9 protein-coding genes and 1 CRISPR repeat array (1 of these 10 running past the window's edge) are annotated in these 12557 nt (G+C 67.5%); of the genes, 6 read left to right on the top strand and 3 right to left on the bottom strand.

What is annotated here, in order from left to right; genetic code table 11:
- Positions 1-182, bottom strand: a 182-nt coding sequence (locus ACN469_RS15775; RefSeq protein WP_498768704.1) for a bpX5 domain-containing protein, incomplete at its 3' end; no start/stop codon positions are given.
- 64 nt (positions 183-246) lie between these two features.
- Complete coding sequence (locus tag ACN469_RS15770; protein ID WP_498768702.1) at positions 247-1422, bottom strand: AAA family ATPase; 1176 nt, start codon at positions 1420-1422, stop codon at positions 247-249.
- A gap of 199 nt (positions 1423-1621) precedes the next feature.
- Between ACN469_RS15770 and ACN469_RS15765 the strand changes: the two genes are divergently transcribed.
- The 6 genes from ACN469_RS15765 (at position 1622) to ACN469_RS15740 (ending at position 8593) form a co-directional block, all read left to right on the top strand.
- Positions 1622-2215: a putative outer membrane beta-barrel protein gene (locus ACN469_RS15765; protein WP_498768700.1), complete on the top strand. Its 594-nt coding sequence runs from the start codon at positions 1622-1624 to the stop codon at positions 2213-2215.
- 61 nt (positions 2216-2276) lie between these two features.
- Positions 2277-4223, top strand: a complete 1947-nt coding sequence (locus ACN469_RS15760; RefSeq protein ID WP_498768698.1) for a gliding motility protein — start codon at positions 2277-2279, stop codon at positions 4221-4223.
- Entirely contained in the window at positions 4220-5866 is a 1647-nt protein-coding gene (locus tag ACN469_RS15755; RefSeq protein WP_498768696.1) for a hypothetical protein, read from the top strand. The genes ACN469_RS15760 and ACN469_RS15755 overlap by 4 nt, the downstream gene beginning before the upstream one ends.
- A 165-nt stretch (positions 5867-6031) precedes the next feature.
- A complete protein-coding gene (locus ACN469_RS15750) occupies positions 6032-7312 on the top strand; it encodes a reverse transcriptase family protein (RefSeq protein ID WP_498768694.1) in 1281 nt (426 codons plus the stop codon).
- A gap of 142 nt (positions 7313-7454) precedes the next feature.
- Positions 7455-7805, top strand: a complete 351-nt coding sequence (locus ACN469_RS15745; RefSeq protein ID WP_498768692.1) for a BP74-related protein — start codon at positions 7455-7457, stop codon at positions 7803-7805.
- Positions 7806-7906: 101 nt separating this feature from the next.
- Positions 7907-8593 (top strand): YqiA/YcfP family alpha/beta fold hydrolase, encoded by a 687-nt coding sequence (locus ACN469_RS15740; protein ID WP_498768690.1) that lies wholly within the window; start codon positions 7907-7909, stop codon positions 8591-8593.
- A gap of 364 nt (positions 8594-8957) precedes the next feature.
- Here the strand turns inward: ACN469_RS15740 and ACN469_RS15735 are convergent, their stop codons facing one another.
- Positions 8958-9083, bottom strand: coding sequence for a hypothetical protein (locus tag ACN469_RS15735; RefSeq protein WP_498768688.1), 126 nt, complete (start codon positions 9081-9083; stop codon positions 8958-8960).
- A 440-nt stretch (positions 9084-9523) separates the two neighbouring features.
- Positions 9524-12557: direct repeats of the CRISPR family, unit length 37 nt; unit sequence GTTTCAACCCACGCTCCTCGCGGTCACGAGGAGCGAC; it runs 1371 nt beyond the window's last position.

Below are 12557 nucleotides of genomic sequence, written 5' to 3'. Positions count from 1 at the left end.
AGCACGAGGACACCCGGCCCCGCGACGCCACGCCACGCGCCCAGTCTCGCGTCGTCCTCCTGGAGGGCCCGTCGCGCGAGCACCCTCGCCACGTCTCCCAAGCCGATGACGGCGAGCGGCTCCATCGGCTCCGCGCGCGGTCCCCAGCGAACCGGCAGGGCCCCCTGACTTTCACTGCTCATGACTCCACTCCACCGCCCTCTCGCACGTCGTCCTCACCGCCACCCGCACCGCTGAAGCGCCAGCTCACGCGAGCGCCGAACGACGAACCTCCTCGGACACCGGGGGCATGAGCGCGAGCGCCTCCGTGAGCCCCGCGCGAAGGACCTTCAGGTCCTCGAGAAGGAACTCGGGCGCGAAGCTCGCGTCCATCTCTCGCGCCACGCCCTCCAGCTTGAGGCGCCACGCGGCGAAGGCGTCGGTGTCGCTCGGACGCTCGGCCAGCAACACCTGTCCCGCCTGGGCGATTCGCTGTGCCCGCGCCCACGGCCCCGCGCTGGCCTCCAGCGCCGCCGCCGACAGGGCCGGGTTCTCCGTCGCCGCGAGCAACTCCCGCAGCACCTCCCGAGCGAGCGCCTGTCCTTCCTTCGTCGGCACCGCGTACACGAGCGGCCACAGGTCCGCGGTGGTGGGCACGGAGCGCCCCGCGAGCACCGCCGCGGCGGCCACCAGGCGCTGCACCTTCACCGCGCGCCGGTCCGACAGGGCGAGCCCCGCCGCGCGAAGGGAGCGCAGCGCGTGGGCCAGATGGGGACGCACGGGAGCCAGGTCCGCCTCGCGCGCCGCCTGCGTGAGCACATCCAGCGCCTCCAGCGACGCGTGACGTGCCGAGCCTTCGCTCCACAGCGAGGCCCCACCCGCGAGCAGGTCCTCCAGGCGCGGGTCCGGAACGGGCTCCACGAAGATGCGCGCCAGGAAGCGGTCCGCGAAGGCGGCGAGCGACTCATCCTCGGGCAGCGCGTTGGCGGCGCCTACGCAGATGCGCAGCGGGCAGCGCATGCGCGTGTGGCCCCGGCGGAACGTCCGCTCGTTGAGCAGGCCCAGCAGCGTGTTCAGGATGGCGGTGGAGCCGAGGAAGACCTCGTCGAGGAAGGCGACATCGGCCTCGGGCAGCATGCCCGTGGTCTCCGTCTCCACCAGCCCCTCGCGCAGCTTGCGCAGGTCCACGGGGCCGAACAGCTCGGAGGGCTCGGTGAAGCGGCCCAGGAGGTACTCGAAATACGAGCCGCCGAGCGCGCGAGCGGTGCGACGGACGGCCTCGCTCTTCGCGGTACCGGGGGGACCGATGACCAGCAGGTGCTCACCGGCGACGGCGGACAGCGCGATGAGCTCCACCATCGCCTCGCGCTCGACGAGTCCCTGTCCCGCGTCGGAGAGGGCGTCGCGGACGGCGGCGGCCGCGGCTTCAAAGGTGACGGACATGGACGAAAGCCTAACCGCCGGACTCCACCGGCGCGAAGAGCACCCGAGACACCCCTGGAAGGAACGCCAGTGGACGGCCACCGGCCTCGTGGTGCCGGAACACCCATGGGGGGTCCCCTCCGAGACGGAGGGCGGTTGTCTTCATGACATGGAGTCCCACTTCATGCTCCGGGGGTGAGTCGGACATAGACTGCCCGCCATGAAAAAGATGTCGAAGTGGGTGGCGCTGGTGGGCGTGCTGGGCGTGGGCACCCAGGCGGTGGCCGAGGGCTGGAATGGCCATGCATCGCTGGGTGCGGGAATCACCCTGGACCATTTGAGTGACTTCCGGACGAAGGGGCCCGCGCTGCATGCCTACCTGGGCGTGGAGTCCCCGCCGGGGTTGTCCCTGGGGCTGCTGGCCGAGGTCTCCGAGACGTGGGGCACGGAGCTGCGCGACGCGGCGAGGGAGGACCGGCTGGAGCGCACGCAACTGGATTACAAGGCCGTCGGCATCGAGGCGCGGCTGCGTTTCTTCCGGGACAAGCCCATCACCCCGTGGGTGGGCGCGCGGCTGTCCAAGAGTTGGGGCAGCACCTTCACGCCGGACGAGATGGGCAACTTCCTGCGGGAGAACGTGGACACCACGAGCATGGCCTTCCGCGTGGGGGTGGATGCCTGGTTCAACCAGCACTGGGGCATCTCCGCCGCCACGGCCTTCCAGTTCTGTGACGTGAAGCTCACGAAGGACTCGGTGGACGAGTGCGCCAAGCTGATTCAGTCGGTGATTGTGGGCCCGACGCTGCGCTTCTGAGACACCGTCGAGCGCACTCCGCTGATGCACCGCCTGTCTCGGCCGGTGTAGAAAACCAGGGGTGAGCGAGAGCTGGGAGCAGCGGGCACGACGTGAGGCGCGGGAGATGGAAGCCGCCATCCGGAGTGCCCTCGCGCGGAGACAGTCGGACCTGGAGCTTCGCGCGGAGCTGGAGTCGCTGGCCCAGAGGCCGCGCTTCCAGAGCTTCCCGTGGCTGTGGGGACCGGCGCTGCACGTGAGGGACCGGGTCCTCTTCCGTCCGCTCATCCTCTCCTGGCTGGTGCCGGTCAACGTCACGGCGAGCGGGAGGTTGTTCGACCCGTGGAAGAGCGAGTACGCCGCCGCGCTGGAGACGTGGCTGGAGGACGTGGACCGCGCCGACGACGTGGCCGTGTTCCGGAAGCTGTACCCGTGGAAGCTGCAGGGGCTGGGCAAGAAGCAGGAGCCGATGTGGCGCGAGGACGTCGTGCGACGCTTCCGGGGCGCGAAGACGCGGAGCGCCCGGCACCTCGAGCTGTGCAAGGTGGAGCAGGCTCACCTCCGGCTGGATGAGGCGACGGCGCTCGCGCTGGACGCGGTGGACCCGGAGGCGGCGCGGCCCTTCATCCGTCAGCACCTGCCCTTCTCGGAGAACACCGGGTCCCGGTCGAAGAAGCCGCTGCCGATGTGGAGCACCTACCGGGAGCGCCTCTTCGCCAGGGGAGACACGGAGCAGGCGGGGACGGTGTATCGCAGGCTGGTGTCCGAGGACGCCTGGCGCAGGGATGCGCTGGCGCTCACGCAGTCCATCCAGGAGCCGGAGGCGCTGGTGCGCGCGCTGGACGAGCACCACCCGGAGTTCGCGCCCACCGTGGCGGCCCACGTCTTCGTGGAGCTGGTGGAGCGGCGCGGGCGCGATGTGGTGCCCTATGTCCTGAAGCACCTGCGCTCGGTGTTCCCGCGCTGGGCTGGCCTGTCGAGCATCCACGGAGTGAAGAACGCGAAGGCCCTGCCGGAGTTGCTCCAGCTGTGCAGGGTGCGCGGCTGGGAGGACGTGTGGGGCGCGGCGCTGCGCACCTCCGCGACGGAGGAGACGTTCGACCTGGAGGTGCGCAAGCTGGTGAAGGACGCGGACCGGGACAAGCGGGTGGCGCGACGTCGGCTCCTCCAGGTGGCGGGGGCGGGGGCCGAGTGGAACCTGCCCGGCCTGGGCTTCGCGAGGGTGTTGCCGCTGACGGACGCCACGGCGGTGGCGATGTACGAGCGCTTCCCGGAGCTGGTGCGAGGCCCCTTCCGGATGCACGTGGCCTCCGGCTGGCACGCGGCGTACCCGGAGCTGGTGGCGCGAGTGTTGGAGCAGCGCGACGAGGAGCTGCTGGACTTCATCGCGAGCCGCGCCGCCACCCAGCCCGTGCCCGAGCATGGCGCGAACAAGCGCCAGAAGGAGTGGACGCGGGTGCTGGAGGCGCTGGCCACGCACTACGAGGAGCTGCCGAAGGAAGGCGGCGTGTTCGCGCGTCGGGCCGCCAACGCCCTGGGCGCGGTGCCCGCGTTCTCCATCTGGGACTTCGACCGGCTGTTGTCGCGGAACCGGCTGGCGCGGCTGTTCTTCCAGCGCTCGGATGACTTCTACCTGGCGGACCCGCTGGCGGTGAGAGACTTGCTGGAGGCGCCGCAGATTCACGTGCAGGCGCTCGCGTTCCGGCTCTTGGGTCGGGACTCGGCGCGCGCGAGGGAACTGGCGACCCTCAACCTGGATCTGCTCCAGGCCACGCTGCTGAGGCCCCTGCATCGGCGCACGCGGCACCTGGCCTTCGGCGCGCTGGCCAACGCCGCGTTGCACGACTTGGACACCGCGAGGACGTTGCTGCCTCGGATGCGAGAAGCCTTCGCGTTGCCGGACAAGCGCTATCCGAAGGAGGCCCTGGTGGAGCTGCTGGCGAAGGTGCTCACGCGCTGGCCGGAGCTGCGAGGTCCGTCGGAGGTTCCGCGAGTCTTCTCCGCGTCCACGAGGGAGGCAATGTCATGACGGTGGTCGACCTCCTCTACGCGACGCCGTCCGTCTTCGAGTCCACGCGGGAGCGCGCGTTGCTGAGCTTGTCGGCGGACCTGCATCGAGCGGTGCGCTTCCACGCGAAGGTGGCGAAGGACGTGCTGCCGATACGCCTGGCGCTCCAGTCCCTGGGGCAGCTCATCTGGCAATCGGACGAGTGGAACTCGGAGTGGATGGGGGGATTGATGGACCCCATCGTCACGGTGCACCCGGACCGGGTCTTCTTCGAGGCGTTCAGTCAGGACCAGAGCTCGTACGGGATGGTCATCGTTGACCGGAGCTGCTTCGAGCCCGAGGGGGAGGTGCGCTGCGGCACCACGACCGTGGACTTCACCGCGTGGCTGTATGCGGCGCTGTCGGAGATGCGCTCCAGTCGGGAGACGCACCTGCGCGTGGGGACGGAGGGCCTCGACATCCGTATCAAGCGCGCGGGGGGACGCTTCGAGCAGACAGTGGCGGTGCCGGACGCATGGGTGCGAGGCCTCCTCCAGCTCCAGGGCGGCATGGCGCTACCGGGCACGAAGCTGTCGGTGCGGCCGGTGGACCTGCTCTCGGTGGTGCGCCACCTCACCTTCACCAAGGCGAAGGTGTCCCCGCGGGCGCTGCGCTACGTGCTCACTCCGGGCCAGGACGCGAAGGTGGTGCTGGAGCCGTGGGAGCACGAGGTGCCGCTGCGAGGAGCGGCCCATGGCGCCACGGAGCCGCGCACGGTGCGCACGTGGGGCCGGCGACGGCTGCGGTTGCTGGAGCCGTTGCTGCCGTACGCGGACACGGTGGACATCTACCTGAAGGGCCGGGCGCTGCCGCACTTCTACGTTGTGCACCTGGGGCCGGGCGTGCGCTTCGTGCTCGGGCTGTCGGGGTGGACGGCGAACCGGTGGACGGGCACGGCGGGGATGGACCTGCTGCTGGAGCCGGCGCAGGACAGCGAGCTGACGGAGCGGGTGCTCGGGTTGTTGCGAGAGCGCGTCCACGCCTCCACCGAGAAAGTCGCGCAGGCACTGGGGGTGAGCAAGGCACAAGCGGCGGAGGCGCTGGCGGCGCTGTGCGCTGCGGGGCGGGCGATATTCGACGTGGAGGCACGGAGCTGGCGGCACCGCGAGCTGTTCACCGCGCCGGTGGACCTGAGCCGGCTGTATCCACCGGACGCGCGACGCGAGGAAGCAGAGCGCCTGGCGGCGGCGGACGCGGTGAGGGTGACGTCGGAGACGACGCGCGAGACACGCAAGGTGCGCAAGCTGCCGACGCCCGAGGGCGCGGTGGTGCGCGAGGTGGTCTATCGCGACTGGGTGGTGCACGGGCACGTGGGGCCACAGCAGGATGTGGAGCTGGTGTTGAACGACGAGGACCGGCTCCTCTTCGGCAAGTGCGGCTGTGAGTACTTCCGCGAGCACCTGTTGAATCAGGGGCCGTGTGCGCACCTGCTGGCGTTGCTGCGCTTGGCGAAGGCACGGCGCAAGGAGCTGGCGAGCTCGGTGCCCGCCTCGGCCGAGGCGTTGGCGGTGCGTACGGCGGAAGCGGCGGCGCGGCGACCGGGGAACGCCGACACGGACGATGAGCCCGAGGCGGACGACACCGAGGCGCTTGACGAGGACGGCGGCGATGACGATAACCGGTGATGCTCTCGGGAAGGGCCCGGGCTCGCGGATGAGCCGTCGGTGCCGTGGTGTTTCGCCGCGGCGGTGTTCTGTCTCCTTCTCTTCTCCAGGGTCCCTGCGTACGGAACGCAGGGAGCCCCGGGTCCAGCGCCTCGCAGGTCGTCCCCTGGCCCCTCCCGGAGCACCATGAGCTGGCGCGATTGGTTCAAGGGGCTCTTCTCCCCCAAGCCGGTGACCCGCGACGTCTCACGGCTGGATGCGCCCATGGAGCGCGACGCGAGAGCGCGTCCGGCGGACGTAGTGCGAGAGACCGTGGCCATGTCGGGGCCGCTGAAGCCCGGGCACCTGCGACGGATTCTGCGAGACGCGCGGCTGTTGCCCAAGGGCAAGCGGGTCTACACGCGGAAGCGGAAGCGGCTCATGTCCGCGACCGAGGCGCGGCGTTTCTTCTCCACGGCGTTCCGGACACGGAACCGGAACATGCGCGACTTGCTACCGGACGAGGAGCAGCTCGCGCGGTACGGGTTGCCGGTGTGGCGCACGGAGGAGGATGTGGCCACGGCGCTGCATATCTCCGTGGGGCAGTTGCGGCACTACTCGACGCACCGGGCGAGGGAGCGGGTGTCGCACTATGTGACGTTCACGGTGCCGAAGCGCTCCGGAGGACAGCGGCTGTTGCATGTGCCGAAGCGGAAGCTGAAGGCGATACAGCGCCGGTTGTTGGACGTGCTGGTGTCGAAGCTCCCGGTGAGTGCGCAGGCGCACGGCTTCGTGACGGGGCGCTCCATCAAGACGGGAGCGGCGCCGCACGTGGGCAAGCGAGTGGTGCTCAAGCTGGACCTGAAGGACTTCTTCCCGTCCGTCACGGTGGGCCGGGTGCGAGGGCTGTTGTTGGCCTTGGGGTATGGCTATCCGGTGGCGGCGGCGCTGGCGGTGTTGATGACGGAGGCGGAGCGTCAGCCGGTGGAGGTGGAGGGGACGGTGTTTCACGTGCCGGTGGGGCCGCGAGTCTGCGTGCAGGGAGCACCGACGAGTCCGGGGCTGTGCAACGCGGTGCTGACGCGGCTGGACCGGAGGTTGGCGGGGCTGGGGCGGCGGTATGGCTATGCGTACACGCGCTACGCGGATGATTTGACGTTCTCCGGGGATGACGTGGGGGCACTGGAGAAGGTGCGAGCGCTGGCCGCGAGGTACGTGCGCGAAGAAGGCTTCGAGGTGAATGGCGAGAAGACGCGCGTGCAGCGCAAGGGTGGGCGGCAGCGCGTGACGGGTGTCACGGTGAACGAGGGGTTGGGGTTGTCGCGGGAGGAGCGGCGCAAGCTGCGGGCGATGATTCACCAGGAGGACCGGGACGGTGGGGATGCGAAGCGGAGTGCACGCATCGACGGGATGCTGGCGTATGTGGGGATGTTGAATCCCGAGCATGCGACTCGCCTCGCGAGGCGACGCAAGCCTCGGGGTGGGTGAGGCGCTGGACGGATTGAGGTGTGTGATTTCTCAATTCCCTGTGCGGGATTGAGGGGTTTCGCACTGCGGGGTGAGTGCGTGCATTGTGGCGTGGAGATGTATCCCATTACACCGGGCGCCCCACCCTCACAGGAGTTGCGCCATGGCGAATGCCACCCGCTTCGCATTCACGCAGCAGAGCTCACCTGGGACCGAGTTCATCATCGAGCTGACCGACGACAAGACGATTTCGCATGCGCGGAAGATCCTCTCCGGCGAGGAGACGAACGAAATCCACGTGCATGGGCGAATCATCAAGAGGACGCAGCAGTACAACCCGAAGTTCTCGTTCCACCTGGACCCGTCGACCATCAACTTCTTCACGATGGCCATCGAGGTCTGCGACGCGAACATGCGGTATGTGGAGGACCACCTGGACGAGGCGGGAGGCGCCTTCCTGCCGGGCAACCACTGGTGCCCCTGGGACTCCAGGCTCACGCGTGAAGTGAAGTAGCGAAGGGCCTCGACGGGCCTCATGCCTCGGTTGAGCGCGGCTAACGCGCTCCGAGGGTGAGGCCCCGAGAGGATGAGGGACAGGCGCTACAGTGGATGGTCATGAGCGACCTTCCGTCCGTCCCGAAGCCCGTCGCACCGCGCTGGCTGTATCTGCACGGGTTCGCATCGGGGCCAGACTCGGCCAAGGGAGTGGCCGTGGCGAGGCACTTCGAGGCAAGGGGCATCCACGTCGCGAGGCTGAACCTGCGAGTGCCCTCGATGGAGCAGCTCCGGTTGAGCGCGATGTTGGAGACAGTGCGAGCGGCGCTGGGAGAGCAGGAGGACCGGGCGGTCCTGTTCGGCTCCAGCCTGGGAGGCCTGACAGCGGCGAGAATCGCCGCGGAGGAACCGAGGGTGTGTGGGCTGGTGTTGCTGGCCCCGGCGTTCCATGTGGTGCCGCAGTTGAGGAAGCGGATGGGCGAGGCGGCGTGGGGACAGTGGAAGACATCGGGTTGGATTGAGACGGACGACTTCGCGGAGAAGCGCAAGGTTCGCATCAATGCGGGGTTCATCGAGGATGCGGAGAAGGTGGACGCGCGCACGGGAGGATGGCCGGACGTGCGAGTGCCGACGCTGTTGATTCACGGGACGAAGGACGACACGTGTGACATCCGTTACTCGCGCCAGTGGGCGGAGGGACGCAGGAATGTGCGGATGGTGGAGGTGGAGGATGGTCACGAGCTGACCGCGTCCCTGCCGCGCATCCTGGCGGAGTCGGAGGAGTTTTTGCGTCCTTGGGGGGCGTGACCGGGAGGGCTATCCCTCGAAGGCATCCCATCCACCTGGAGGAGGTGGAAACCCGAGCGCATCCAGGCACTCGCGTACCTGGTGGACCCAGCCTGGCTCCGAGAGGCTGTCCACTGGGGCCCCGGTCACTGAATCGGCGAGTGCTTGAACTCGTGGAGCGGCGGCGCGAAAGCGATCCGCATCAGGGCTCCCCTGCAATTTCCCGCAAAACACCGCGAGCGCAACGACGCGCGTGTTGAGCGCCAGTCGCAGCTCCGAGGGTGGGGCCTGCGTGCACCAGCGTGCGTAGAGACGAGGCGCGGCCATCACGGTCAGAAGGTTGAGCGCTTCGGCCACCAAGGCGGCTTCATGCTCCCAAGAAGCGTCACCCACAGAAGCGCCCCAGTCGTGCGTCGAAGGGCAACGTCTGGAACAGGAGCGCCTTGCCTGTAACGGACTCACCGCTCAAGCATGTGTAGACGGCCCATCCCTTGATCGCGAGATTCTCCATGCCCTCAATGAAGCAGTAGGGACATTTTCCTTCGCCGCAGCTCGACACGAAGCACGCCACGCTTCTGCACATGACGGTGGCGGGCCATCCACGTTTGATGCAGGCGGGAGCCTTGGTCACGGGAGGCTCAGCATGCGCGATCGGCATGCCCAAGACGCCGAACACGCTGAAGCCCATCAGCAGGCACGTCAGCGTCCTTTTCGCATGTCGCTGCATCTGGGGTCCTTCGTTCGAGCTGACTTCAGGCGTCTACCATTCTGAAGTGGCACTCTGGCTCCAGGGCCATTGCACTGGACGTTCCGGGAGCATCCACCTCTGGATGCGGACATAGCCGAAGTCCAAGGCCCGCCCTGCCCTCATGGAGGCTTGCTCAATCCACGCTCCTCTCGGTCCACGAGGAGCGACGACATGGTCGACGACGCCTTGTTAAACTCGTTCATGTTTCAACTCACGCTCCTCGCGGTCACGAAGAGCGACGTAGCGCGCCCAAAATGGCTGCGGCTCGGGCTCGGTTCAACCAACGCTCCTCGCGGTCACGAGGAGCGACGAATATGGCGGTGAAGTCCATTGCCAGAACACGTTTCAACCCACGTTCCTCGCGGTCACGAGGAGCGAAGGCCCTCCGTCTGGAGGTGCGAAAGCCAATGCTTGTTTCAACCCACGCTCCTCGCGGCCACGAGGAGCGACCCGCGTCCCTTGCCTGCGACGACGACATCCCGGACGTTTCAACCCACGCTCCTCGCGGTCACGAGGAGCGACAGGGCTCGTAGTGCTTCTCAGGGTCGATTTCCGGTTTCAACCCACGCTCCTCGCGGTCACGAGGAGCGACATCGGCCTGGGGCCAAATCTCCATCAACCCCGTGTTTCAACCCACGCCCCTCGCCGTCACGAGGAGCGACTCTCCACCAGCATTCGGACGAACTCGGCGACGTTTCAACCCACGCGCCTCGCGGTCACGAGGAGCGACAACATGCCGATAACGACGACCGTCCCTTTTGAGTTTCAACCCACGCTCCTCGCGGTCAAGAGGAGCGACGGGACAGCAAGTCGAGTACTTTTCTCCGCGAGAAGTTTCAACCCACGCTCCTCGCGGTCAAGAGGAGCGACGTGGATCGTACGACGCAGGTCCGCGCACTCCTGTTTCAACCCACGCTCCTCGCGGTTACGAGGAGCGACCAGGAGATTGGTCGTCTTATCCGGCATGAAGCCGTTTCAACCCACGCTCCTCGCGGTCACGAGGAGCGACTGATTTCCAGCGCGGACTCGCTCATGTCGGCGATGTTTCAACCCACGCTCCTCGCCGTCACGAGGAGCGACTGTCCGAAGTACATCGTGACGTTGTTTCAACCCACGTTCCTCGCCGTCACGAGGAGCGACGGCGATGGCCTGCCCCGTGTGCTCGACGTAGTAGTTTCAACCCACGCTCCTCGCGCTCACGAGGAGTGACCCGCCACGGGGCAAGCACGTCTTGTTCCACTCCAGGTTTCGACCCACGCTCCTCGCGGTCACGAGGAGCGACCGTGTCCTCATCAACGACGGCTACGTCGACGAGGTGTTTCAACCCACGCTCCTCGCCGTCACGAGGAGCGACACGGAGGTGGGGCATGGCGCAAGAAGAGATGGTTTCAACCCACGCTCCTCGCGGTCACGAGGAGCGACCCGCACGCAAAACCGGGGACAGAGCTGTCAACAGGTTTCAACCCACGCTCCTCGCGGTCACGAGGAGCGACCGCGCTGGAGAGCGACAGAAACCGCGCCTGCTGTTTCAACCCACGCTCCTCGCCGTCACGAGGAGCGACCAGCTCGCGGAGGGGTTCCAGGGCCTTTCGCTCATTGTTTCAACCCACGCTCCTCGCCGTCACGAGGAGCGCTACACCGGTCCGGTGGAGGCCCGGCAAATCGTCAAGTTTCAACCCACGCTCCTCGCGGTCACGAGGAGCGACCACGTCCGTCGCAGACATCACCGCAGTGACGAAGTTTCAACCCACGCTCCTCGTGACCGCGAGGAGCGACCCGCGACGGTGACCGGCGCCTGCCGTGACTGGGTTTCAACCCACGCTCCTCGCGGTCACGAGGAGCGACATCGGCTGCGCAGCTCTTGAGGGCACAACGGATGTGGTTTCAACCCACGCTCCTCGCGGTCACGAGGAGCGACACCGACTCCAACGCGTTGCCTGCGACAAGAAGCGTTTCAACCCACGCTCCTCGCGGTCACGAGGAGCGACCGGCCTGGGTGAGCGCGAGCACGAGGTTTTCCAGGTTTCAACCCACGCTCCTCGCGGTCACGAGGAGCGACTCGCCGCATGAGTCAAACCGACACCGCCGCCGCGTTTCAACCCACGCTCCTCGCGGTCACGAGGAGCGACTGGAGGAGGCCCAACGCACGCGCAGCAACACCGCGTTTCAACCCACGCTCCTCGCGGTCACGAGGAGCGACTGCCCCCCGGCCGCGTACCCATAACCCACGCTCCTCGCGGTCACGAGGAGCGACCATCGGAGGCGCGGGCGTAGACGACGTCGACGATGTTTCAACCCACGCTCCTCGCGGTCACGAGGAGCGACTTGATGGCGACCGCTCGCGGGCGTGGGTGGTCATGTTTCAACCCACGCTCCTCGCGGTCACGAGGAGCGACCAGCTCTTCCAACAGTGGCTTAAACCACCATTTGTTTCAACCCACGCTCCTCGCGGTCACGAGGAGCGACCTCAAGAACTTTGAGGACTTGCTGTCCCACTCAATGCTGTTTCAACCCACGCTCCTCGCGGTCACGAGGAGCGACCATCACAGCTCCTCAAGGGACTCAAAGGCCCCGGTTTCAACCCACGCTCCTCGCGGTCACGAGGAGCGACGACTCCAACGACAGGGCCGCCGCAGGGAACGGGTTTCAACCCACGCTCCTCGCGGTCACGAGGAGAGACCCGGAGCCGGGCGCCTTCCAGAAGAGGCGCATCGTTTCAACCCACGCTCCTCGCGGTCACGAGGAGCGACTCGAAGAGCTCGACGACGTGCCGGCCATGGCCTGGTTTCAACCCACGCTCCTCGCGGTCACGAGGAGCGACATCGTCGGGAAGATGGGCGAGGCCGAGATGAAGCAGTTTCAACCCACGCTCCTCGCGGTCACGGGGAGCGACGTGGTTCTGGAGGCGCGGCACATCGCTCGACCTTTTTCAACCCACGCCCCTCGCGGTCACGAGGAGCGACCCATCACCCCGAAGAAGCGCACGCACCCGACGGAGTTTCAACCCACGCTCCTCGCGGTCACGAGGAGCGACTCGGCTCCGGAGGCGGAGGAAAGCTCTCGCTCAGTTTCAACCCACGCTCCTCGCGGTCACGAGGAGCGACAGGAAGTGGGCGGACGTCCAGTACGAAGGGGTTTCAACCCACGCTCCTCGCGGTCACGAGGAGCGACGTCCATGACCCGAGCCACCCTGTTTGCGACCTTCACGTTTCAACCCACGCTCCTCGCGGTCACGAG

The sequence above is a fragment of the Corallococcus terminator genome (assembly GCF_049194865.1).
Taxonomy (GTDB): Bacteria; Myxococcota; Myxococcia; order Myxococcales; family Myxococcaceae; genus Myxococcus; species Myxococcus terminator_A.
This window is presented reverse-complemented; position numbering and strand designations above follow the sequence as displayed.